Here is a 23319-nt window from a genome sequence, read left to right on the forward strand (position 1 = left end):
CCCCTTTTTTCAGCGACCTGTCTGGCACAGGTTCTGGGAAGGAGTGTTTGCGCTTTACAACAGTATAGCAATCGGGCTGGTGAACGACGTAAAAAAGTGTAGCGCTAATATTGCAAGCTGTTGCCGCGCTGCAACAAAAGTAAACGCTTCGTCTCTGTTAAGGCTCTATTTGTCGGACTTGCCGTCATCGCCTTCCGTCACCTCGATGATGAGGTCGCCGGTCTGGAGCCGCGCCGCGCCCTCCTCCCAGAAACCGATCGGCCGATCCTCACGATAGATGCGCAGGCCGATGCCGGTCTTGATCGCCGATAGAGGCCCGCCAATCTCCTGTGGCAGTACGGCGCGTTCGTTGAGTTTGATACGCCCGCCGGTCGCGGCAAGGTCGGTCATATAATCCGCGATATGCCGCCCGCTCGTGCTGCCTGCCAGCAGCAGGCCGGCAAAGCTGACCGGGTTGATCACGGTGGTGGCGCCCGCCTGCCGCGCGGGCAGTTCGTTATCCTCGTTCCGCACCACGATGCTGATCGGCAGGCGCGGCGCCAGATGCCGCGCCGTCAGGGTTATCAGGATGGACGTATCGTCCCGCCCCGCCGATACGATCATATTGCGCGCTCGATGGATGGCGACGTCCTTCAACGTCTTGTCCCGCGTGGAATCGCCGCACAGGATATTGCATCCCTGCGCCTCCGCCAGCGCTAGCGCCTTTTCATTGCCGTCGATGACGACGATCTCGCGCGGGTCGGTGCCGCGGGCGAGCAGTTCGTTCACCGCTTCCTGCCCGCTGGTGCCGAAGCCGGTGACGATGATATGATTGTGCAGATCGGCCTGAATACGTGCCATGCGCCACCTGTAGAGGATGTTGCGGAGGAAGAGATTATAGGCCGTGCCTAGGAAGATCAGCCAGACGAACAATCGGATCGGCGTCACGAAGATGGATTCGAACAGCCTCGCTTCCGGCGTCACGGGCACGATGTCGCCATAGCCCACCGTCGTGACGGTCACGGTGGTGAAGTAGAGGACGTCGATGAAGCTGATCTGATTGTCGTAATTGTCCTTCAGCCCGTCCCGCCCGACCCAGTGGAGCAGCAGCACCAGCGCGATCAGGCCGAAGACCAGCCCAAGCCGCCAGACCAGATCGGCCCAGAGCGGCAGGGACGATCGCCGTCGCAGGAAGCCCGCTGTGGCTGAGGACGCGATCGGCTGGCTGATCCTCATGCTGGGGGCAACTGAGGAATCGGGTTCACCGGCACACGGTCCTTGCGCAGTTCGAAATGCAGCTTGGGCTTGCTGGCATAGCCGGTATCGCCGGTCAGGCCGATAATCTGCCCTTTGGTGACCTTCTGTCCGCGCACCACGTCGACGCGGCTGGCATGGCCATAGGCGCTGACCCAGCTGCTGCCATGATTGATCAGCACCAGCCCGCCAAATACCGCCACCTTGTCCCCCGCATAGGCGACGACGCCGTCGGCGCTGGCACGGATCGGCGTCGCCATCGGCGTGGCGATGTCGATGCCATTATTCTTTGCGCCGCTTTCGCCGGGGCCGAAGCGAGACAGGATGGTGCCCTTAACCGGCCAGGCAAAGCTGCCGGCGAAGCGTGCGGGCTGCGCCGCCGGCACGTTGGAGGGCAGGGGCTTTGGCGTGCTGGATGCGACTGTTCTGGGCGCCTTGTCGGTCGTGGCGGGCTGGCCGCCGGTCAGCACGTCGTCAATGTCGATACGGAAGGCGGCCGCCCGCTGCTCGATGCTGCTGGGCGCGCGGGTGGGCGTGCTGCCGGGCAGCAGGAGCCGTTGGCCCCGGCGCAGGATATAGGGTTCCTCCAGCCCGTTGACGTCGACGATCTGCCGCCATGGCACGCCATAGGCCCCCGCGATGGCGATCCCCGTCTCTCCCTCCGCCACCAGATGATATCGTCCGCCGGGAATTTGCAGCCGTTGCCCGGCGCGCACGCCATAGGGCGGGGTCAGGCCATTGGCCTGCGCGATCGCTTCCGACCCGGCACCGGTCCGGTTGCCGATCCCGCGCAACGTATCGCCCGGCTGGACGACATAGGTGGATGCGGCGACCGTGCGCGCGCTGGCCACCACCTGCTGCGCGGTCCAGACCGGCTGCGTTTCGGCCAGCTCCACACTGGACGCGTCCGCATCCATGCGCGGCGGCGGTGTAGGGGCAGGATCGGCGCGATCCGCCTGATTGGGAATACAAGCCGCCAGCAAGAGCGGACCAAGGGGCAGGATCAGGAGAGACGGGCGCTGCATCGCGCTCTGTTTATCTAATCCTGCCATGGTTTCCAGCCTTTTAGGGAAGGGCCAGGGGGGAGGTTGATTTTTACCTCACCCGCTCGTTTCGAGCGAAGTCGAGAAACTGGAAGCGCGGCGCCAGACACTTCTCGACTTCGCTCGAAGCGAACGGAAATGGTTGGCAAGATAACGAACTTGGCGCCGCGCTTTTTACCTGTGCAACTCGCTGTCGCACATCGCGCAGACTATCGCCTCAGCGCGGCTCCAGCGTCGTGATCCCGCCCATATAAGGGGCCAGCACGGCTGGCACGGTCACGCTGCCGTCGGCCTGCTGGTAATTTTCCAGCACCGCGACCAGCGTACGGCCCACGGCAAGGCCCGACCCGTTCAGCGTATGCAGGAAGCGCGTCTGCTTCTCCCCGTCCGGCTTGTAGCGGGCGTTCATCCGCCGCGCCTGGAAATCGCCGCAGTTGGAGACGGAGCTGATCTCGCGATAGGTTTCCTGGCTCGGCAGCCAGACTTCCAGATCCCATGTCTTGCGCGCGCCAAAGCCCATGTCGCCGGTGCACAGCAGCATCTTGCGATAGGGCAGCTCCAGCGCCTGCAAGATACCCTCGGCCGCCGCGACCATGCGTTCATGCTCGGCGTCCGATTCCTCGGGCGCACAGATTGCGACCAGCTCGACCTTCTCGAATTGATGCTGGCGAATGAAGCCGCGCGTGTCGCGCCCGGCGGACCCGGCTTCGGACCGGAAACAGGGCGTCAGCGCGGTCAGCCGGATCGGCAGGCTGTCGGTCGGCACGATCTGCTCGGCGACCAGATTGGTGAGCGAGACTTCGGCGGTCGGGATCAGCCAGCGACCGTCCGTGGTACGGAACAGATCCTCGGCGAACTTCGGCAATTGTCCGGTGCCGAACAGCGCTTCATCGCGTACCAGCAAAGGCGGATTGGTTTCCTCATAGCCGTTGGTGCCGCTCTGCGTATCGAGCATATATTGCGCCAGCGCCCGGTGCAGCCGCGCCATCTGGCCGCGCAATGCGGTAAAGCGCGCGCCGGACAGCTTTGCACCACCCTCGAAATCCAGGCCCAGTGCCGGCCCGAAATCCGCATGGTCCTGGGGTGCAAAATTGAAGCTGCGCGGCGTGCCCCAACGGCTCACCTCGACATTGTCCGCTTCGTCAGCGCCCTGCGGCACATCGTCGCCGGGCAGATTGGGGATGGCGGCCAGCATCGCGGTCAGCGCTTCGCCGACGTCCTTGTCCTGCGCTTCCAGCGCGGGCGCGCCTTCCTTCAGCGCTGCGACCTCTGCCTTCAGCGCCTCGGCCTTGTCCATGTCCCTGGCCGCCATCGCCTGACCGATGGCCTTGCTGGCTTCATTGCGGCGGGCCTGGCCCTGCTGCAATTGCGTCTTGATCGCCCGGCTCTGCTCATCGAGCGCCAGGATGTCGGCGGACAGAGGCGCCAGCCCGCGACGGGCAAGGCCTGCGTCGAAAGCGGCGGGGTTTTCGCGGATGAAGCGGATGTCGTGCATGGGGCCGTCCTATGCCGCCGTGCGACGAACCGCGCAACCCTGTGCGCCGCCGTCCGTTGGTTCTGCATCGACGAAAAAGCAAAGGAGACGGCGATGCAGATCGATCATGACGCGATGATATTGGTGGCGGACGGCCGCAAGCTGCTCTTTTTCCGCAACAAGGGCGATAGCGCCTATCCCCAGTTGGAGGCGGAAACGGTCGAGGTGCAGGATAATCCGTCTCATCTGGAACAGGCGTCGGACAGGGCCGGTCAATCTTCCTCCACCGGCACCGCGTCCGGCACGATGGGTGAGAATAATTTCCATGAACTGGAGGAGCAGCGCTTCGCCGCCCATGCGGCCGACCTTTTGAAGCGTCGCGCCTTCGCGCAGGATTATGAAAAGCTGATCATCGTCGCGCCGCCATCGGCGCTCGGCGAAATGCGCAAGCATCTGCATAAGGAAGTGCAGGGCCGACTGGTGGGAGAGATCGCCAAGGATCTGACCAATCACCCAGTGGGCGAGATCGAAAAGCTGATCGCGGCCAGTTAAAAGGGCATTTGCTTTGTACAGATGAAAAAGGGGCGGCCCCGATAGACGGAGCCGCCCCTTTTTTCACGCGCCGTTCCGCTGTCAGGCGGCGGCTTGCGCCTTGCGTTCGGCAAAGCGGCGCCGGGCGATAAGTGCCACGGCGGCCGCACCAAACAGGAGCACCATGGGCGGCGCCGGAACATCCGTGCCCCCTGTGCTACCACCCGAGCCCCCGCTCGAGCCGCTGGACGACGAGCTGCTGCTCGAAGAGGAAGAGGAGGAGCCGCTAGACCCGGAGCTGCCGCTGGAGCCGCTCGATCCGCTGCTGCCCGAACTGCCGTTGCTGCCGCCCGTGCTGCCGAAGCTGGACGATCCGCCCGACGAGGAGCTGCTGGACGAGGAGGAGCCGGACGACGAAGAGCTGGACGACCCGCCATCGGACGACGACCCGCCGCTGGAACCCGAACTGCCCGAAGACCCGCTGCTGCCGCTCGATCCGGAAGAACCGCTGGAGCCAGAGGAGCCGCTCGACCCGGAAGAGCCGCTGCTGCTGGACGATCCGCTAGATCCGCTCGACCCACTGGAACCGCTCGATCCCGACGACCCGCTGGACCCTGAAGATCCAGACGAACCGCTGCTGCCGCTGGAGCCCGACCCGCCGCTCGACGTGCCATGGCCGGGCTTTCCAGGCTTGCCGCCGCTCGATCCACCCGAGCTGCTCGAAGAGGAGCTGGAGGATGAAGAGGACGAGCTGGAGCTGGACGAGGAAGAACTGCTGCTGACGCCCGAAGAGGTCGAGACGTTCCCCGAAGAGGTGGAGACGTTGCCGGACGAGGTGGACACATTGCCCGACGACGTCGAGACGCCACCGGTCGAGGTCGACACGCCGCCCGTCGAAGTGGAGACGCCACCCGTCGAGGTCGAAACGCCGCCGGTTGTCGAGCTGGTCGAACTGCTGATGCCGCCGGTCGAGCTGCTGGTCGAGGAGATGACGACCGATCCGCCACCGCTGCCACCACCGCCGCCGCCGAAGAAGCCGCCGATGAACCCGCCGCCGCCAAAGCCGCCGCCACCGCCCATCACGACCGGCACGGCCCCACCGCCGCCCGACATCATCGGCATTTCCGCCATCGGCATCGCCGCAGGCAGAGGAATGGGGGCAGGCTGGGTCGTGACGGTCACGACCTGCGGCGCTGCTGCCATGCGAACGGTCTTGACGACCTTGCGCTTCACGGTGCGGACGGCCAGCCTTTTCTTGGGCGCGGCCTTCACGCTCTTGTAGCTGTGCACCACGGCAGGGCGCGCGTTCTCCGCGACATGGACGGCACCGCCGCCAATGATCGCCCCGCCACAGGTGCAGGCGCATAATTTCGCCAAAGCCATCCGAACCGACATAGGATCTACTCTTTTCTCGTTACCCCCGTACCCTTTGCCGAATCCCCTTCAGCGCCAGGTTCACGGGAACTTCCTATGCGTATAGAACGCAAAAGAAAGGGTTAACTGCAATCCCGTTAACCCTCAATATAGGGTTCGGGGCGCAGGAAAAGCTACTGTTTGCTGAAAGTAAATGGTTAACGTCCCACTATGAAACGGCCGGCGGTCAAGGTCTGAACGTGAGCGTGGGGCGCCTCGCCGCATATGTGCCGCACGCGCCAGTCGATGACAACTCCTGTCATTTGTTGGAGAAAATCGCCTAAACCATGTTCCGAACCCTGGATTGCCCGCTTGTGTCGGCCTGCGCCGATGGCTATGAGGCCCGCACAATCAATATTTGGGCGCCCGGAACATCAAGCGCCGGGGCCTGACGAGTCGGAGAGCCAGATGGCATCGGTCCTGAATCCCGATAAAGACGGTGAAAAGCCGCCCAAATCGACTGTGACGCTTCCCGCCGATTACCGCCCGTCGGCTGACGAAGAATTTATGAATCCGCTTCAGCAGGAATATTTCCGCCAGCGCCTTTGGGACTGGAAGAAGCAGATCCTGACCGAAGCGGAAGGCACGCTGGCCGTGCTGCAGAATGAACCGCTTCGCGAGCCCGACCTTAACGACCGTGCGTCGAGCGAGACGGACTGGTCGATCGAACTGCGCACCCGCGATCGTCAGCGCAAACTCATCTCCAAGATCGACGCAGCTTTGCGCCGCATCGACGACGGCGAATATGGTTATTGCGAAGTGACCGGCGAACCCATTTCGCTGGGCCGGCTGGAAGCCCGTCCGATCGCGACCATGACCGTAGAGGCGCAGGAGCGTCATGAGCGGCAGGAAAAGATATCGCGCGACGATTAACGGTTTTTCCATCAACCCATGGTTATAATGGCGCTATTACTGCTTTCTTGACCATGGGTTGCTGCATGAACGACGAACGGGATATTTCGGGCCGGGGGCCGGCGCGCGCTGCGCCGCGTGATAGCCTGTTCCTGCTCACCACCCTCAGCACGCCGGATGGCGTTCAACTGGGCAAGGCGCGCGTTCGTAATCTGTCCTCCACCGGCCTGATGGCCGACTGCGAACGGGCCGTGCCCGCCAGCATCCAGATCATCTGCGAATTGCGGGGTGTCGGTCAGGTTACCGGTACGGTCGCCTGGTCACGCGAAGAAAAGATCGGTATCGCTTTTGACGAGCCGATCGACCCGCAACTGGCGCGCAAACCTGTTGGCACCGGCGCGCAGAAGATGCCCGATTATTTGCGTGTCCCTCAGCACGGTGCACCCCGCCGCTAACCGCGCGGTTAATCCATCCATGTAATGCGGTCCAGGCTTTGCAGCGTGTGCTTTGCGGCGGCGGAGTCTTTATCGACCTGCGGCCGCCTCACCCCATCAGTTTGAAGGGAGGGCCGACGATCTGCATCGCCCAGCCCTTACCTCCTTTATCGACTGTCGCTGCTTCTCAATGCTGCGCCGCCAACTCTTCCTTCAACCGCAATTTCTGCTTCTTGAGCGAGGCCACGAGGATGGCGTCGGGCATGGGCCGACTCGACTCCGCCTTGATTCGTGCTTCAAGGCCGGCATGCTTGGCTGAAAGGGCTGAGATGTGGCTATTTTCCATGACATTCTCCTTACGGGTGGCGATGGATGATCAAATAAATCATGATTCGCCCCGCTTGTCTCGCGGTGTTTCGTCCTTTGCGACGGGCCGCCCAAAAATTTGCGATGGCCCGCGCCGCCCGCTCGCGTTATCAGGCCTTGTTCGAGCCAAGTAAGAGAAGGGGCAGCAAGGCGTCGTGAGCCGGGAAGACATCATGCGCCGACTGGAACTGCTGCGCGTCGAGCATCGCGATCTCGACAGCGCGATCGCCGCCTTGGTCGATGCCGGCGGTGGCGACCAGATGCAGATCGCGCGCCTCAAGAAGCGCAAGCTCCGTCTGCGTGACGAAATTTCCACGCTGGAAGATGCGCTCGTACCCGACATCATCGCCTGAGCCAGGATTTTTCGGTTAACGCCGCACTAACCGATCATAAATGGGACAAAGGGCTGTTCAGGCCCGGCAATAGGCCTGACAAGGTTGCGAAAATATGGCAGCAACGGGCGATGCAAAACCCTGCTTTCCTTGATCCCGGCCTCCATCGCCGGCTGGTCGACGGACTATATTTGGAAGCCATGGTGATGGCGGATGAAGCGCGCGCCTATTTCGACGGCAGCGCCTCGCTGGACGATGGGGTGGAGGATCCGATGCGCCGGGTCGCCTTCGCGTGCGAATCGTTGAAGGTCACGACCCGGTTGATGCACATCATCGCCTGGTTACTGAGCCAGCGCGCCTGGCAACGGGGTGAAATCGAGCAGGTCGATCTGACGGATGAGAAATATCGGCTGGGGCGCGCGTCGCATACGGACGTTGATCTTGCCGCCAGCTTTCCCTTTGCCGCCCGCGCGTTGATTGATGCCAGCCAGGAATTATATGAGCGCGTCGCCCGTCTTCAGGAGCGGCTGGATGCGATGAGCAACGCGGCGACGACTGCGCTTGCCAGCCCCGCTCGGGCGCTGCTGGACCGGTTGAACACCGCATTCTGACAATTACCCTATAAATGAAGGCGATTCCCACCTTCTGGGGCTGGCCTTCACGCCCGGTTCTGGTCTAGACCGACCCCATGACCGAAGGTTTGCGGACCCAACGCCGCTTTTCAGGCCGCCCGCATACCGCCCGGCTCCTGCTTGCGCCGCTTCTGCTGGCCGCGCCCGCATCGCTGCGCGCGCAGGAAACGCCGCCATCTGTCTCGACCGACCCCGCCCAGAGCGCCGATCCTGCGCCCAGCCAGGCGCTGGATGCCATGCCCGATATCGGCGTCGATTGGCCGGACATGGGCCAGCCGGACAGCATCACGCCGCTGCCCGATGATCCACTGGAATCACAGGCGACCGTTCCGCCATCTGCCGACCCGACCGCTCCGGCGCAGCCGGCCTCGCCTGTGCTCGCCTTTCCGACCGATGATGCCGATGCGACCGCCGAGCCGGTCGACGGCAATGCCAGCTTCGCCGACGCCAGCGAGGAACGGCGCTATACCGTGCAACTCACTGGCCTGGACGCCATAGCCGACGATCAATTCACCCTGCGCTTCGACGAACTTTCGGTGCTGCGCCAGGGGCAGGGCAAGCCCGCCAACCTGGCTCAGATCAATCGCCGCATGAAGGAAGATGGCGAACTGCTCGACCGCCTGTTGCGGGCGAAGGGCTATTATGCCGCCCGTATCCGCAGCGCGGTGGTCGCGCCGCCGCCCGGCAGCGATCGCCTGTCCGTCACCTTCGATATCGTGCCGGGCACCCAATATCTGCTGGAATCGGTCGATGTCACCGGCCTTGTCGAAACCGCCGGGCAAGAGGCGCGGCTGCGCGCCGCCTTCCCGCCCAAGGCCGGCGATCCGGTCGATGCGGACGCGATCCTGGCGGGTCGCGACGCGCTCAGCACCGCGCTGACCGAAAGCGGCTTCCCCTTCGCCCGGGTCGATGAACCGGAAGTGCGGATCGACCATGAAGAGCGTAAGGGCGATTTGGACATCATCGTCGCGCCGGGCGGATTTCGCCGCTTCGGCGCGATCCGGATGGACGATACGAAGCTGTTCGACGCCCATCATGCGCAGGAAATCGCCCGCTTCGATCCGGGCGATACCTATATGGCATCGGATGTCGAGGATCTGCGCCGCGCGATCGTCGCTACGGGCCTCGTCTCCTCGGTCAGCCTGAAGCCTGTTGATGCTGGCGATGGCGAGCATGTCGATCTGGACGTCGATATGCGCCCCGCGCCGTTACGCACCATTGCCGGCGAACTGGGTTATGGCACGGGCGAAGGTTATCGCGCCGAAGTCAGCTGGCAGCATCGCAACCTCTTCCCGCCCGAAGGCGCGGTGACGTTGCGCGGTGTGCTCGGTACGCAGGAGCAGACGGCGTCCTTCACCTACCGCCGCAACAATTTCCATCGACGCGACAATGTGCTGACCGGGCTTGTATCGATCAGCAATATCCGACGCGACGCCTATGATGCCCGCACCATTAATCTGTCCGGCGCGATAGAGCGGCAGAGCAATATATTGTTCCAGAAGAAATGGGTCTGGCGTTTCGGCGGTGAATTGATCGCATCGGATGAAGCCGACGCCTTCAGCGGCGGTGCTCGCCGTACCTTCCTGATCGCCGCCGTGCCGGTCAGCCTGACCTATGACGGCAGCGACGATCTGCTCAACCCGTCGAAGGGCTTCCGCCTAGGCGCGCGCGTCAGCCCCGAACTCTCCTTCCAGAACACGACCTTCGGCTATGCCCGCGTGCAAGTGGACGGCAGCGTCTATCAGCCGATGAGCGACCGTGTGGTCGTTGCCGCGCGCGCCCGCTTCGGCACCATCTTTGGATCGACGGTCGAACAGATCGCGCCGTCCCGCCGCTTCTATGCCGGCGGCGGCGCATCGGTGCGCGGCTATGGCTATCAGGCGATCGGCCCGCGCTATGGCGATGACAATGATCCGGTCGGCGGCAAGAGCCTCGCCGAATTTTCGCTCGAAAGCCGCATCCGCTTCGGCAATTTCGGCGTCGTGCCCTTTGTCGATGCCGGCAATATCTCCACCAGCTTCCTGCCGCGCTTCCGCGACCTGCGCATCGGTGCGGGCATGGGCCTGCGCTATTACAGCAATTTCGGCCCCATCCGCGTCGATGTGGGCACGCCGCTCAATCCGCAGTCGGGCGATCCCAAGATCGCGGTCTATGTTTCGCTGGGGCAGGCCTTCTGATGGCCGACGACGCAGCGCCTCCGGTCATGCCGCCAACGCCGGCACCTGTGCCGCGCCGCCGCGCCTGGGACGGTCGTTGGCAACGCTGGCTGGCCGGGCTGATCGTCACGATCCTGCTGATCGTCGCGGCGGCGGTGGCGTGGCTGGACACGAGCGGCGGCCATCGCTTCCTCGCCACCCGCATCGCCACCATCAAATCTTCCTCTGGCCTGCGCATTCATGTCGGTGCGATCGAGGGTAGCATCTATCGCAAGGCAGTTCTGCGCGACCTGATCCTGTCCGATCCCAAGGGGAAGTTTCTGGAGGCGCCCCGCGTCGAACTGGACTGGTGGCCCTTTGCCTGGCTCTCCAACCGGCTGGATATCGACCGGCTGGTGATCCCGCACGCGACCCTGCACAAATTGCCCAAGCTGAACCCGACCGAGCGGCGCGGACCGATCCTGCCCAGCTTCGACATCCGGCTGATGCAATTTTCGGTCGGCCAGCTCGATATCACCCCCGGCGTCACCGGCCGGGTGCAGCGCGCCACCATGTCCGGCGACGCGGACATTCGCGGCGGCCGTGCGATTATCGATCTGTCCGCCCGCACGCTGGACGGCAGCGACGCGCTGACCATCGCGCTCGACAGCCGGCCGGACAAGGATCGCTTCGCCCTCGACGTCACCGTCAATGCGCCCAAGACCGGCGTGCTGGCGGCGATGGCAGGCCTGAAGCAGGACGCCAACCTGCGCATCGGCGGCAAGGGCAGCTGGAGCCAATGGGATGGCCGCCTCGCAGCCACGCTCGATGCTGCGCCGGTCGCCGACTTCACTCTCGCCGCCCGCAGCGGCGCCTATTCGGCGCGCGGCACGGTGGAGGGGAACGCGATCGCCGGCAACGGCCTGCTCCGTCGCATCGCCGCGCCGCGCCTGACCGTGCGAGCCGACGGCACGATGGTCGAGCGGGTAATCGACGGCCGCCTCTCGCTCCGGTCCGCCGCTTTGGATATGACCGCCGATGGCGCCATAGACCTGCGCAACAATGCGCTCGACAATATGCGTGTGGACCTGAAGCTGGCCCGGCCCGAAGCGCTGATCAAGACCATGCGCGGCAAGGATATCGCGGCTAAGGTCCGGCTGGATGGAGCCTTCACCGCGCTCGGCTACGAATATCTGCTCACCGCGCGGCAGATCGCCATCGAAAAGGCGATCATCAACGACGTCCGGGCCGAGGGCAAGGGCCGCGCCACCGGCAAGGGGCCGGTGCTGATTCCATTGCGGTTGCGTGCGCGCAGTCTGGACGGGCAGGGCGATCTGGTCGGCGGGATCGTTCGCAATTTCCAGCTGGATGGTGTGCTCCAACTGGACGGCCAGACAATCGTCAGCAATCCCATGCAGTTGCGATCCGACAAGCTGCGCGGCAAGCTGACGGTGATCGCCGATCTGGCGACCGGCCGCTATGATGCGGGTCTGGACGGCGCGATCAACGGACTGTTCATTCGTGGCTTGGGCGTGGTCGATCTGACCTCCAAATTGCGCGCCGTGCCACGCAGCGATGGCGGCTTCGGCCTCAGCGGTAATGCGCTGGCGCGGGTACGGCGGCTGGACAATGATTTCCTGCGGACGCTGGGCGGTGGCCTGCCGACCTTGCGCAGTCGGCTTGAGCTTATGAAGGATGGCCAGTTCGCGCTGTCCGACATGCAACTGACGTCGCCCCTGCTCAATCTGACGGCGCGCGGCATACGCCATCGCGACGGGTCGCTCCATCTGGAAGGTAGCGGCCGGCACGGGCGTTACGGGCCGGTCACGCTGACGCTGGACGGCATGATAGAGCGGCCGACCGTCGACCTGCTGCTCGCCCGGCCGATGGATGCGCTGGGCCTGCGCGATGTGCGGGCGAAGCTGATCCCGGACGCCAATGGCTATAGCTACACCGCCAATGGCGGTTCGACGCTCGGCCCCTTCACCGCTCGGGGCGTGATCCTGCTGCCGCAGGGCGGGCAGGCGGTTGTGCGGGTCGCCAATCTGGCCGTGTCGGGCGTCACCGCCAGCGGCGATATTCGCCCGATCGCCGGCGGGCTCGACGGTCAGCTCAGCGTCATGGGGCCGGTCACCGGCTATATCAATTTCAAGCCGATCGACGCGAACCAGCAGGTCCAGCTGAAGCTGACGGCCAGCGATGCCGCGTTCGAAGGGCCGACGATCATAGAGGTTCGGCGCGGCACGCTGGACGGCACGATCCTGCTCGACCCAACGGGCACCACCGTTACCGCCACGGCGCAGGCGCGGGGCCTACGCGTCGGGGGTGTGCTGCTCGGCCGCTTCGCCGCCAATGCCGAACTGGTCGATGGCAAGGGCAAGATACGCGGCAGCCTGTCGGGCCAGCGCGGTCGCCTGTTCGACCTTCAGGGGGAGGCGCAGGTCGAACCCGACCGCATCCGCCTCACCGCCGCCGGCACGATCGACAAGCGCCCCATTCGCCTGACCCGCGCCGCGCTGCTGACGCGGGCGGAGGATGGCTGGCGTCTGTCGCCCGCCACGATCAGCTATGCCGGCGGATCCCTGCAACTGGCCGGCGAACTGGGTGGAGAATCGACCCATATCGAAGCGCGGATGCAGAAGCTGCCGCTGGCGCTGCTCGACATCGCCTATGATAATCTGGGTCTTGGTGGCATGGCGACCGGGTCGCTCAGCTATGTTCAGCCGCGCGGTGGGTTGCCCACCGGCAAGGCGGAGCTGCGTATCCGGGGCCTGTCCCGCTCCGGCCTCTCGCTCAGCAGTCGACCAGTCGATGTCGGCGTCAATGCCGTGTTGACCGGCGAACGGCTGGCGACCCGCATGGTCTTCGTCGCCGATGGCAAGACGATCGGCCAGGCGCAGGCGCTGCTCAACCCGCTGGGCACGGAAGGGGGACTCGTCACTCGCCTCAACAGCGCGCCCTTCTTCGGCCAGTTGCGCTTCAACGGTACGGCGGACACGCTCTGGCGCCTGACCGGGGTGGAGATCGTCGATATTGCCGGCATGGTCGGCGTGTCTGCGGATATGCGCGGCACGCTGGGCGCGCCGGTCATCACCGGTAATTTCACGACCGACAATGCCGCCATCAACAGCCCCGTCACGGGCATGCGGCTGAAGGGCGTCAAGGCGCGGGGCCGCTTCTCCGGTGCGCAACTGGTCATTTCCAGCTTCGCCGCGACCGCGCAAAATGGCGGCACCGTCAACGGCACCGGCCGCTTCACCTTCAACGGTATTGCCGGGGTCGGCATGGACCTCAGCCTGCAAGCCGACAATGCCGCACTATTGGAGCGGGACGATATCGCCGCAACCGTTACCGGCCCCATCACCCTCAAATCCGACGGTGTGGGCGGCACGATCGGCGGTGACCTGGTCCTCAACAAGAGCCGCTTCACCATGGGCCGCGCCGCCGCCGTGGCGCAGATCCCCGAACTCAAGGTGGTCGAGGTCAACCGGCGCGGCGACGAGATCGAACGTCCTCGCACCAACGTCCCCTGGGCGCTGGCGATCAAGGCGCGGGCGCGCAACCGTCTGACCGTCACCGGCCTCGGCCTTGACAGCGAATGGCGCGCGGACCTGGATATCGGCGGTACCGTCACCAACCCCGCCATTGCGGGCCGGGCGCAACTGGTGCGCGGCGGCTATGAATTTGCCGGCCGTCGCTTCGAGCTGCGCGAAGGCAATATCCAGTTCGACGGCAAGGTACCGGTCAACCCGACGCTGGACATCAGCGCCGAAGCCGATGTGAGTGACCTGAGCGCCACCATCCATGTCGGCGGCACGGGCCTGAAACCCGACATCACCTTCACCAGCGTCCCCGCGCTGCCGCAGGACGAACTGCTTTCGCGCATCCTGTTCGGCACCTCCATCACCAACCTGTCCGCGCCCGAAGCGCTGCAACTCGCCTCTGCCGTCGGATCGTTGCAGGGCAATGGCGGCCTTGATCCGATCAACGCGGTGCGCAAGGCAGCGGGCCTCGACCGGCTGCGCATCATCGCCGCCGACCCGACGCAGGGGCAGGGTACGTCGATCGCGGCTGGCAAATATCTTACCCGCAAAACCTATGTCGAACTGATCACCGACGGTCAGGGCTACAGCGCCACCCGCATGGAATATCAGGTCACGCGCTGGCTATCCCTGCTGGCGGCCATCTCCACCCTCGGGCGCGAAAGCGCCAACGTACGTATTTCCAAGGATTATTGATGTGACGAAGAGCGCGATCGACGCGGCCACCGCGATCAGCGTGATGGACCTGTTCACCATCGGCATCGGCCCGTCCAGTTCGCATACGGTGGGGCCGATGCGCGCCGCGCTGATGTTCATGGACACGCTGCCGCAGACGCCGGTTCGGGTGCAGTGCGAATTGTTCGGATCGCTGGCGCTGACCGGACGGGGCCATGCGACGGATAGCGCCATCCTGCTCGGCCTGTCGGGCTATCGTCCCGAAAGCGTCGATCCCGATGCGATCGGGTCCATCCTGGCGGCGATCCGCACCGATGGCCGCATTCGGGCGGGCAGCGCCGTGGATCACTGGCTGCCGTTCGAGGAAGCGCGTGATCTCCTCTTCCACATGGGTGATTTTCTGGAAGCGCACAGCAACGGCATGCGCTTCACCGCCTGGCTGGACGGGCGTGACGATCCGATCGTACGCGACTATTATTCCATCGGCGGCGGCGCGGTGCTGCCGGGTGTAGTGCCGGTCAGCGATGACGCGCCGCTCGGCCATAATGTCGTCCAGCCCTGGCCCTTCTCCTCCGGCGCGGAAATGCTGGCGCAGGGCGACGTCAGCGGCCTGTCGATCGCGACGCTGGTGCTGCGCAACGAAGGCGCCTGGCGGGTGCAGGCGGAAACCGAAGCCTTCCTGGACAATGTCATCGACGCCATGAGCGCGTCGATCGACCGGGGCCTGATGCAGGAGGGGCTGCTGCCCGGCGGCCTCAAGGTCCGCCGTCGCGCTCGCGCCATTCATCAGCGGCTGCGCTTGCAGCAGGACGCGCTCGGTCCCGCCCAGATTTTCGAATGGGTCAGCCTGTTCGCGCTCGCCGTGAATGAGGAGAATGCGGCCGGCGGTCGCGTCGTCACCGCCCCCACCAACGGCGCGGCGGGCGTCATCCCGGCGGTGCTGCATTATTATCGCCGCTTCGTGCCCGGCGCCGACCGGGACGGAGAGCGTCGCTTCCTGCTGACTGCCGCTGCGATCGGCTTCCTCTACAAGAAGCGCGCTTCCATCTCCGCTGCCGAAATGGGCTGTCAGGGCGAAGTCGGCGTGGCCTGCTCCATGGCCGCTGCCGGTCTTGCCGCCGTCCTGGGGGGCACCAACACGCAAGTCGAAAATGCCGCGGAAATCGGCATGGAACATAATCTCGGCCTCACCTGCGACCCGATCGGCGGCCTCGTGCAGATCCCCTGTATCGAGCGCAACACGATGGGCGCGGTAAAAGCGATCAACGCCGCCTATCTCGCGCTCCAGGGTGACGGGCGCCACATCGTCAGCCTGGACGCGGTGATCGAAACCATGCGCCAGACAGGTGAAGACATGGCCAGCCGCTACAAGGAGACATCGCTGGGCGGATTGGCCGTCAATGTCGTGGAATGTTGAAAATCGTTCCGTCGCTTCATCGTCCGTTCGGCACGGTCGCACGGCGAATGGAGCCAATTTCGTGACATTAATGGCACAGAATCAAGCGTTTATCTGAGGTTCATGAAACAAAGGCGGCCGCTCCCGGCTTGAGCGTCTCACCCCCTGAGAGAGGGGAGAGAATGTTTGAACGGAGTATCTGTTATGCGTAAGTTGATGGTCGCAACCCTCTTGGCCGGCGCCACCGTGGCCACTCCCGCTTTGGCGCAGGATGTCGGCCCGACCTTCACCGGCCCGCGTGTCGAAGCCATCCTTGGCTATGACCGCACGGGTGCTGGCAGCGACGTGGACAATGATAATGGCAATGACGATCAGAAGATCGACGGCCTGCTCTACGGCGTCGGCGCCGGCTATGACGTCAATCTCGGCAGCGCGGTCGTCGGCGTTGAAGGCGAATGGACTAACTCGACCTCCAAGAGCAGCCGCCGCGACTATACCGACCAATTCGGCTTCGGCCGCGTAAAGCAGGGTCGCGACCTCTATGTCGGTGCGCGTGCCGGTATCCTGGCCGATCCCGCCACGCTCGTCTATGTGAAGGGCGGCTATACCAACACGAAGCTGAACGTGTTGGCCGGCAACACCAATGAAAGCACCGACGAGGCCTTCAAGCTGAACGGCTGGCGGATCGGCGCGGGCGTGGAGCGCGCGATCAACGCCAACACCTTCGCCAAGGTCGAATATCGCTATTCCAAATATGAAGATGCCAAGCTGCGCTTCGCAGACGGGGCGACGACCAGCGAATTCGGCATCGACACCGACCGTCATCAGGTGGTCGGCAGCGTCGGCTGGCGCTTCTAAACCGCCAAGATCCGTTCGTTTCGAGCGCAGTCGAGAAACGGGAAGCGCTGTTTTGGCCGCTTCTTGACAGGCTCGCAACGAACGAAGCTGTTGGTAAAAGGGGTCGGTCTTCGGATCGGCCCCTTTTTCCGTTCATCCGCCTATCCCCTCTATCAGTACGCGTGCAGGCCTGTTATTGACATTCATGTGAGTAACGCGATTCCCCACCGCTTCCCGATCGGCATCGATCCGACCGACATCGACTTCATGGGTCATGTCAACAATGCCAGCTACCTGAAATGGGTGCAGGAGGCGGTGCTGGACCATTGGCGCGCGCTGGCCCCATCCGAAGCGGTCGCCCAGCATCTCTGGGTCGCGCTCAAGCATGAAATCACCTATCGCAAGCCTACCTTTCTGGACGACGATGTCATCGCCACCGTGCTGCTGGAAAAGGTCCAGGGCGCCCGCGCTTTCTACGAAACGGTCATCCGCCGTGGCGAGGAAGTACTGGCCGAAGTCAAATCCAGCTGGTGCTGCATCGACGCGAGCAGCCTGCGTCCCGCTCGTCTGACGCGAGAGGTGATCGACCGGTTCTTCGTCGGCGATGGCAACGCGAACGCCTGATGGGCGTCGGTTTTTAGACACGGCGAGGGTTACTAGAGGATCGACGGTGGTGAAAGCGCGCTGACAAGTGCGTCGACCGTCGCACGTACGCGCGGTGTCATGTCTCTCGTTTCCAGCCATATGACATGGATCGGCAATCTGGGCTGTTGCAAATGGGGGAAGATCGAGATGAGCTCTCCGGAGCGCAGCTGATCTGCAACCAGCCAGGCGGGCAGTTGGGCAATCCCCATTCCGGCAACCGTTGCAGAGGCGATGGCGTCGAAACTCGCAAATCGATGCGATCCTCTCACCACGGTCCGTTTGACCGCTCCGTCCCCATCCAGGAATAGCCAGGGATCTTCACGCCCCTCACGCAGATGCGTGATCGCGCGATGATTGCCAAGTTCGTCGGCCTCGGTCGGAATATCCCGGGCCGCACAATAAGATGCCGCAGCGCAGATAAGCAGGTCCTGCTCGCCCAATTTCCTGGCGATCAACCCGCTGCTGTCTGGCAAGTGGCCGATACGAACGGAGAGATCATATCCTTCTTCCGCCAGATCGACGATCCGATTGTCGAAACTGACGTCCAGGTTGAGCAACGGATATCGGTTCGCCAAATCCAGGAGGGCAGGTATCACCCTTTTGCGACCGAACAATTCGGGCAAGTTGATGCGCAGCGTGCCTGACGGCGATGCTTTTCGATCCGCAAGCGCGGCCTCGGCACTGGCCAGTTCGGCCAACGCGCGCAGGCAGCTTTGATAATAAGCACGGCCTTCATCCGTCAGGCTGAGATGCCGGGTGGTCCGGAAGAAAAGTTTTACGCCCAGCCTATATTCCAGCCGCGCGATCGCCTTGCTGACAGCCGATTGGGACAGTCCCAGCCGCTCGGACGCCTTGGCGAAACTGCCGGACTGTTCCGCCTGCACGAAGGCCCGAATACCATTTAGCCGTTCGCTGGAGATCATCGTATTCTCGAAATTATGTCCTGATGATCGGGAATTGATACCCGAAACCAGACGAAATTTCCATGCTATCTGAAGGTCCATATTCCGGGTCAAAACCCGCCTATTTGGAGCCTATGCCATGCCACTTGCAAACAAACGCGCGATCATTATCGGTGGTGGCAGCGGCATCGGCCTGGAGGTAGCGCGCCAGGCGATTGCTCAGGACGCCCATGTGGTGATCGGTGGCCGCAACGAGGCGCGCCTCGCTACAGCGCTCTCCGAACTGGGAAGCTGCGCTAGTGCGCACCCCGTCGATACGTCGGACAAGCCGTCCATCCGCGCCTTTTTCGATCGGGTGGGTGCGTTCGATCACCTCTTCATATCCGCAGCCAGCTACACGCTCGGGCCGATCGACCAGATCAGCGATGAAGACGCCGAAAGCCCGTTTCGCTCGAAATTCTGGGGCCAATATTGGACCGTGCGCGATGCGCTCCCCTATCTCGCGCCTGACGGGTCGATCACGTTGATGGCAGGTGCGGCAGGCGCGCGGCCGATCAAGGGCATTCCAGCCTATGTCGCCTGCAACAGCGCGATCGAGGGGCTGGCGCGCGCATTGGCGGTCGACCTGTCGCCCATCCGCGTGAACTGCATATCGCCAGGCACCATCGACGGCCATTTATGGAGGCAGCGCCCTGCCGAAATCCGTGAAGCAGCCTTTGACAGCTACCGGGACATGTCCGTTGTAGGACGCCCCGGAACCGAAAAGGAAGTGGCTTCAACCGTTCTATTTTTGATGCAGAACGGCTTCGTCACGGGCTCGACCCTGTATCCCGACGGTGGCTTCGTGTTGCGATGATGATCTGCCCGGACCATCTGCGCAGGTCCGGGCATGGCAGAGGCGATGAGAGCAGGGCTACCCTCGCGATCCAGCCGGCTTTGCGATCGGGCATCGATATCCGCCCCCAGCTGCCGGCGTCTGGGGGCCGAACTTGTATGCCCGCGGCTGTTAGCGCCTGATGGCGGGGCTATGGTCGATCCGCGCAGCGGAAAAGCGATTGCGCGGTCGCGCAAGGCCCAGATTGTCCCGCAATGTCGGCCCCTCATAATCGGTGCGAAACAGCCCGCGCCGCTGCAATTCGGGTATGACTTGCTCGACGAACCGGTCCACTGATCCGTGCAGGTCCGGGAACATGATATTGAACCCATCGGCCGCCCCGGCACGGAACCAATGTTCGAAATCGTCCGCAATATCCTGCGCGCTGCCAAAGAGGATACGATGGCCTCCTGCCACCATCTTGCGCAGCAATTGACGAACCGTCGGCTGCTCGCGTCGGATCAGATCTATTACTAATTGCTGTCGGCTTTTATGCGTGTTCGTCACCGGGATGACGGAGGGCAGGACGATCGGTTCGTCCAGATCCAGCGTCCACAGGTCGATGCCGATATTGACGAAATGCGAAATTCCCTTGAGCGTCGATATCGGGTCGAGTAAATCCTGTAATGCCTCATAACGGGCACGGGCGTCCGGCGCGCTGTCGCCGACATAGACGGATACGCCCGGCAATATTCGCACATCCGCGCGTTTGCGCCCATATCTGGCCAGCCGCGCGGTGACGTCTGCGTCGAAAGCCTCCGCCTCTTCGATCGTCTGCGCGGCGGTAAAGATCAGTTCCGCTGTACGCGCGGCCAGTTCGCGGCCGTCGTTGGAGGAGCCGGCTTGGGCGATTACCGGATAGCCTTGCACCGGCCGTGCGGAATTGAGTGGTCCCTGGACCGAAAAATGGGCGCCCTTGTGGTTCAGCAAGTGCATCTTGTCCGGGTTGGACCAGATGCCGTTCGCCTTGTCCTGAACGAACGCATCGTCTTCCCAACTATCCCACAGGCCGGTGATGACGTCGAAAAATTCCTCCGCTCGTTCATAGCGTTTGGCATGAAGCAAATGATCGTCCCGGTTGAAATTTTCGCCGCCGCCCAGCGACGTGACGAGGTTCCAACCGGCACGCCCTTCGCTGAGATGATCGAGCGAGGCGAGCCGCCGGGCGAGCGTATAGGGTTCGTTATAGGTGGTATTGGCGGTGCTGATGAGGCCGATCCGGCGCGTCACCACCGCCAAGGCGGGAAGAAGGGTCAACGGATCCCAGCGCATTCCCTGCGCGCTTCGTGCCAGCGATTTCGGGTCCAGTTCGGGCACGGCAACGCTGTCGTTGAGGAAAATCGCATCGAACAATCCTTCCTCCAATTTCTGCGCTACCCGCGCGTAAGGAGCAAAACTGCGGGATGCGTCTTCGTCCACCTCCGGCAGGCGCCAACTGGCATTGTGCGAGCCATGGCCCGACAGGAAAGCGCCGAGTTTGAGCGTGCCGGAGTGGTGGGCCATGCCTGTTTCTCCTTTTAAAAGCTGAACGACAGGCGGCCATAATAATAGCCGCCGTAAAAGCCGAAGGGGGACTGCGCCGGATAAGGCGGGAAGCCATTTGTATCGGGCAACGTATTTTTGTCCGGATAGGTGTCGAAGAAATTGTTCGCGCCGATTGCGACGTTCACATTCTTCGTCGCCTGGAAGGACAGGTCGATGTCCGCGATCCACTTGGCGCCGTAAAACTGGTCGCTCGCCGCCGCCGTGCCCAGGAAAGCGACCTTGCCATAGCGTGTCTCTCGCAGGTTCAGCTTCAGATTGCCAAGCGCCAGATCCTGCCCAAGGATCAGCTTGGTGCGCGGCAGGTTGCGGTCGATATAGCCCTGCGCTTGCCGATCGAAGAGAGTCAGATTGAGCGCGGCCAGTTCCGCGGGATTGGCGGCAACACTTGTGATCTTGGTCTTGTTGTAATTATAGCCTGCGGTCAGGCGCAACGACTTGTCCACGCCCAATGGCTGGAGATAGTTCAGCACGGCCTCCACGCCGCGCGTGCGGGTGTCGATCGCGTTTGCGAAATAGCGGACCGAATAGTTGGGATCGAACCCGTTGGCGACCAGGATCGCGCTGACCCCCGCACCGGTCAAATAGCCGGTCTGGGCGATGCGATCGTCCAGCTTGATCTGATAAGCATCGACCGACAAGTTGAGGCGCGATCCCAGCTTGTAGGTGAAGCCAGCCGACAGGTTGAAGGATTTCTCCGGCGTCAGTGCCTTTGCGCTCAGCGCGTCGCCGATCGGCGTGCCGGGCCGTACCGATTTGGCGGTGATGAAGGTCTGTACGCCGTTCACCGTGGTATATTGGTTGGATGTCTGCGCGAAGGCCGACTGTGCCAGCGCGGGCGCATGGAAGCCGTTGCTCACAGTGCCTCGGATCGCGAAATTATCGGTAAAGTCGAAACGGGTCGTGAATTTGCCGTTCAGCGTGTCACCCGCGCTGTCGTCATAATGTTCGGCCCGCCCTGCCACCGCGACGAACCATTGGGGGATCGGGTTGAAGCCGATGTCGACATAGGCGGCATAGCTGTTGCGGCTCAGTTTGGCGGCATCCTCGGGCGTCAGTACGATCGCACCCTGCGCGCCGATCGTGGCGTAGCGCCCCGCAAGCGGCGTCCCGGCGGGATAGCGATAGAGGCCATTGGCATAGGAGGCCGGATCCCCTGCAATAGTCTGGAACTGCTCATAGCGATGTTCCGCGCCGAAAGAGATTTTCAGTGGCTCGGCAAGACCGATGTCGACCCCCTTTGAGACATCCACATTGTTCGTCCACTGTTTGAATTTTGCGGTAAAGGTCCAGAACTTGGTGGGGCTTGCGCTGCCCAGCGAGGCGTTCAAACTGTTGGTCGAACCGTTTTTCGACCGGTTTTCGCCATAGGTGCTGGAAATGTCCCAGTTCCAGCCGCCACTTTCCCCTTTGACGCCGCCCAGTGCCTGAAAGTCGCGCTCATCTAGCGTGTAATTGGGCGCATAGCCGTCCGGGAAAATGGACAGCACGGCATTGGTCGAATTGGGCCGGCGGAAATTCTGGCCGATGACGGCCTCTCGGGTGGACCAGGTCGACGAAGAATAGACTGTAGCGCCGGGCGATAAGGGCAACTCGGCATTATACAGGATGGTCAGCGCGCGCAGATCGGGCAGGCCGCCGGTGAAGGCGGTCTTGTCGCGATTTTCGCGCGGGTCCGGTTGGCCGTTGGCGGGATAATAGAAGGCGCCGGTCGCCGGGATAGCGCGTCGGGCATGATTATTGTCCCTGGCATTGGCAGCGATGTTCAGGAAGCCGCCTTCGCCCAGCCTGAAGCCGATATTGCCGCCGGCCTCGATATTGCGACCGTCGCTATTGCCCAGATAGCTGTAGCGCTTGCCCGCGTTCAGGCTGAGCGTCCCGCCCTGCGCATCGTCTTTCAGCACGATGTTGATCACGCCGGCGATCGCGTCCGATCCATATTGCGCGGCCGCGCCGTCGCGCAGCACTTCGATTCGCTTGATCGCGGCGGCGGGGATCAGGTCGATATCGACCGAATTGGCGCCCTGATCGACGCTGCCGGTCGACAGGTTGAGCAATGAACTATTGTGTCGCCGCTTGCCATTCACCAGCACCAGTACATGCGATCCGCCAAGGCCGCGCAGACCCGCAGGTCGCGCCACGCTGTTCCAGGACGATGAACTGACCGTCAGCGAATTGAAGCTGGGCAACAACACGCCCAACGCATCGCGCAGCGAACTATTGGCGCCCAGCGTGGCCAACTGGCTCTCGTCGATCACGTCGATCGGCGCGGGGCTGTCGATAACAGTGGTGGCGCGGCTGCGATTGCCGATGACGACGATGGTTGAATCCGTCTCCGCTTCGGTTGCGGCCGGTGCCCCTTGAGCAATGGCCTGCGATGCTGTCCCCACACCGGCGCTCAGAGCCGACGAGAGCAAAGCGACGCGTAGCATTGTCTTGGTATCGAACATTGAAATTTCCC

Annotated in this window: 19 protein-coding genes and 1 pseudogene; 12 read left to right on the top strand and 8 right to left on the bottom strand. The window is 63.2% G+C overall.

Going from position 1 to position 23319, the window contains the following annotated elements; all coding sequences use genetic code 11:
* Positions 1-165 precede the first annotated feature (165 nt).
* From F4U94_RS00315 to serS, 3 genes are all read right to left on the bottom strand, one after another.
* Positions 166-1215, bottom strand: a complete 1050-nt coding sequence (locus tag F4U94_RS00315) for a potassium channel family protein (RefSeq protein ID WP_120253271.1) — start codon at positions 1213-1215, stop codon at positions 166-168.
* Positions 1212-2258 carry a M23 family metallopeptidase gene (locus F4U94_RS00320; RefSeq protein WP_170267465.1) on the bottom strand — a complete coding sequence of 349 codons (1047 nt, stop codon included), beginning with the start codon at positions 2256-2258 and terminating at the stop codon, positions 1212-1214. Before F4U94_RS00320 ends, F4U94_RS00315 begins: the two co-directional genes overlap by 4 nt.
* A gap of 235 nt (positions 2259-2493) precedes the next feature.
* Entirely contained in the window at positions 2494-3771 is a 1278-nt protein-coding gene (serS, locus tag F4U94_RS00325; RefSeq protein ID WP_120253270.1) for a serine--tRNA ligase, read from the bottom strand.
* A gap of 93 nt (positions 3772-3864) precedes the next feature.
* Here serS and F4U94_RS00330 point away from each other — a divergent pair, with 93 nt between their 5' ends.
* The 4 genes from F4U94_RS00330 to F4U94_RS00350 all read left to right on the top strand — a co-directional run bounded on the left by F4U94_RS00330 (position 3865) and on the right by F4U94_RS00350 (position 7001).
* Positions 3865-4302 (top strand): host attachment family protein, encoded by a 438-nt coding sequence (locus F4U94_RS00330; RefSeq protein WP_120253598.1) that lies wholly within the window; start codon positions 3865-3867, stop codon positions 4300-4302.
* Positions 4303-4486: 184 nt separating this feature from the next.
* Entirely contained in the window at positions 4487-5563 is a 1077-nt protein-coding gene (locus F4U94_RS24900; protein WP_232016320.1) for a hypothetical protein, read from the top strand.
* 539 nt (positions 5564-6102) lie between these two features.
* Entirely contained in the window at positions 6103-6567 is a 465-nt protein-coding gene (gene dksA, locus F4U94_RS00345; protein WP_120253269.1) for an RNA polymerase-binding protein DksA, read from the top strand.
* A 65-nt stretch (positions 6568-6632) separates the two neighbouring features.
* A complete protein-coding gene (locus tag F4U94_RS00350; protein ID WP_120253268.1) occupies positions 6633-7001 on the top strand; it encodes a PilZ domain-containing protein in 369 nt (122 codons plus the stop codon).
* Between the two features lie 166 nt (positions 7002-7167).
* Here the strand turns inward: F4U94_RS00350 and F4U94_RS00355 are convergent, their stop codons facing one another.
* Positions 7168-7326, bottom strand: coding sequence for a YdcH family protein (locus F4U94_RS00355; protein ID WP_082679101.1), 159 nt, complete (start codon positions 7324-7326; stop codon positions 7168-7170).
* 193 nt (positions 7327-7519) lie between these two features.
* Here F4U94_RS00355 and F4U94_RS00360 point away from each other — a divergent pair, with 193 nt between their 5' ends.
* The 7 genes from F4U94_RS00360 (at position 7520) to F4U94_RS00390 (ending at position 17519) form a co-directional block, all read left to right on the top strand.
* Positions 7520-7699 carry a YdcH family protein gene (locus F4U94_RS00360; RefSeq protein WP_120253267.1) on the top strand — a complete coding sequence of 60 codons (180 nt, stop codon included), beginning with the start codon at positions 7520-7522 and terminating at the stop codon, positions 7697-7699.
* A 110-nt stretch (positions 7700-7809) separates the two neighbouring features.
* The gene (locus F4U94_RS00365) at positions 7810-8289 is read left to right on the top strand and encodes a DUF1465 family protein (protein ID WP_120253266.1); all 480 of its coding nucleotides are present in this window, start codon (positions 7810-7812) and stop codon (positions 8287-8289) included.
* 77 nt (positions 8290-8366) lie between these two features.
* Positions 8367-10487: a BamA/TamA family outer membrane protein gene (locus F4U94_RS00370; protein ID WP_120253265.1), complete on the top strand. Its 2121-nt coding sequence runs from the start codon at positions 8367-8369 to the stop codon at positions 10485-10487.
* Entirely contained in the window at positions 10487-14683 is a 4197-nt protein-coding gene (locus F4U94_RS00375; RefSeq protein WP_211363286.1) for a translocation/assembly module TamB domain-containing protein, read from the top strand. Before F4U94_RS00370 ends, F4U94_RS00375 begins: the two co-directional genes overlap by 1 nt.
* Before the next feature lies 1 nt (position 14684).
* The gene (locus F4U94_RS00380; RefSeq protein ID WP_120253264.1) at positions 14685-16079 is read left to right on the top strand and encodes an L-serine ammonia-lyase; all 1395 of its coding nucleotides are present in this window, start codon (positions 14685-14687) and stop codon (positions 16077-16079) included.
* Between the two features lie 183 nt (positions 16080-16262).
* Positions 16263-16916 carry an outer membrane protein gene (locus F4U94_RS00385; RefSeq protein ID WP_120253263.1) on the top strand — a complete coding sequence of 218 codons (654 nt, stop codon included), beginning with the start codon at positions 16263-16265 and terminating at the stop codon, positions 16914-16916.
* Positions 16917-17102: 186 nt separating this feature from the next.
* Positions 17103-17519, top strand: a complete 417-nt coding sequence (locus tag F4U94_RS00390) for an acyl-CoA thioesterase (RefSeq protein WP_120253262.1) — start codon at positions 17103-17105, stop codon at positions 17517-17519.
* A 32-nt stretch (positions 17520-17551) separates the two neighbouring features.
* Here the strand turns inward: F4U94_RS00390 and F4U94_RS00395 are convergent, their stop codons facing one another.
* Positions 17552-18238 carry a LysR substrate-binding domain-containing protein gene (locus F4U94_RS00395; protein ID WP_232016318.1) on the bottom strand — a complete coding sequence of 229 codons (687 nt, stop codon included), beginning with the start codon at positions 18236-18238 and terminating at the stop codon, positions 17552-17554.
* A gap of 39 nt (positions 18239-18277) precedes the next feature.
* Positions 18278-18544, bottom strand: a pseudogene (locus F4U94_RS25515) (LysR family transcriptional regulator); the annotation flags it as partial.
* 37 nt (positions 18545-18581) lie between these two features.
* Here F4U94_RS25515 and F4U94_RS00400 point away from each other — a divergent pair.
* Positions 18582-19298 (top strand): SDR family oxidoreductase, encoded by a 717-nt coding sequence (locus F4U94_RS00400; protein WP_120253260.1) that lies wholly within the window; start codon positions 18582-18584, stop codon positions 19296-19298.
* A 150-nt stretch (positions 19299-19448) separates the two neighbouring features.
* Here F4U94_RS00400 and F4U94_RS00405 read toward each other — a convergent pair whose 3' ends face one another.
* On the bottom strand, positions 19449-20819 hold the full coding sequence (locus F4U94_RS00405; RefSeq protein WP_120253259.1) for an LLM class flavin-dependent oxidoreductase: 1371 nt from the start codon (positions 20817-20819) through the stop codon (positions 19449-19451).
* Positions 20820-20833: 14 nt separating this feature from the next.
* A complete protein-coding gene (locus F4U94_RS00410; RefSeq protein ID WP_197716468.1) occupies positions 20834-23308 on the bottom strand; it encodes a TonB-dependent receptor plug domain-containing protein in 2475 nt (824 codons plus the stop codon).
* Positions 23309-23319 lie beyond the last annotated feature (11 nt).

Origin of the sequence: Sphingobium limneticum, assembly GCF_008710155.1 — a bacterium.
Classification (GTDB): domain Bacteria; phylum Pseudomonadota; class Alphaproteobacteria; order Sphingomonadales; family Sphingomonadaceae; genus Sphingobium; species Sphingobium limneticum.

Coding starts and splice junctions, on each gene's coding strand:
- F4U94_RS00315 (WP_120253271.1), bottom strand. CDS start 1,215: ATGAGGATCAGCCAGCCGATCGCGTCCTCAGCCACAGCGGGCTTCCTG.
- F4U94_RS00320 (WP_170267465.1), bottom strand. CDS start 2,258: ATGCAGCGCCCGTCTCTCCTGATCCTGCCCCTTGGTCCGCTCTTGCTG.
- serS (WP_120253270.1), bottom strand. CDS start 3,771: ATGCACGACATCCGCTTCATCCGCGAAAACCCCGCCGCTTTCGACGCA.
- F4U94_RS00330 (WP_120253598.1), top strand. CDS start 3,865: ATGCAGATCGATCATGACGCGATGATATTGGTGGCGGACGGCCGCAAG.
- dksA (WP_120253269.1), top strand. CDS start 6,103: ATGGCATCGGTCCTGAATCCCGATAAAGACGGTGAAAAGCCGCCCAAA.
- F4U94_RS00350 (WP_120253268.1), top strand. CDS start 6,633: ATGAACGACGAACGGGATATTTCGGGCCGGGGGCCGGCGCGCGCTGCG.
- F4U94_RS00355 (WP_082679101.1), bottom strand. CDS start 7,326: ATGGAAAATAGCCACATCTCAGCCCTTTCAGCCAAGCATGCCGGCCTT.
- F4U94_RS00360 (WP_120253267.1), top strand. CDS start 7,520: ATGCGCCGACTGGAACTGCTGCGCGTCGAGCATCGCGATCTCGACAGC.
- F4U94_RS00365 (WP_120253266.1), top strand. CDS start 7,810: ATGCAAAACCCTGCTTTCCTTGATCCCGGCCTCCATCGCCGGCTGGTC.
- F4U94_RS00370 (WP_120253265.1), top strand. CDS start 8,367: ATGACCGAAGGTTTGCGGACCCAACGCCGCTTTTCAGGCCGCCCGCAT.
- F4U94_RS00375 (WP_211363286.1), top strand. CDS start 10,487: ATGGCCGACGACGCAGCGCCTCCGGTCATGCCGCCAACGCCGGCACCT.
- F4U94_RS00385 (WP_120253263.1), top strand. CDS start 16,263: ATGCGTAAGTTGATGGTCGCAACCCTCTTGGCCGGCGCCACCGTGGCC.
- F4U94_RS00400 (WP_120253260.1), top strand. CDS start 18,582: ATGCCACTTGCAAACAAACGCGCGATCATTATCGGTGGTGGCAGCGGC.
- F4U94_RS00405 (WP_120253259.1), bottom strand. CDS start 20,819: ATGGCCCACCACTCCGGCACGCTCAAACTCGGCGCTTTCCTGTCGGGC.
- F4U94_RS00410 (WP_197716468.1), bottom strand. CDS start 23,308: ATGTTCGATACCAAGACAATGCTACGCGTCGCTTTGCTCTCGTCGGCT.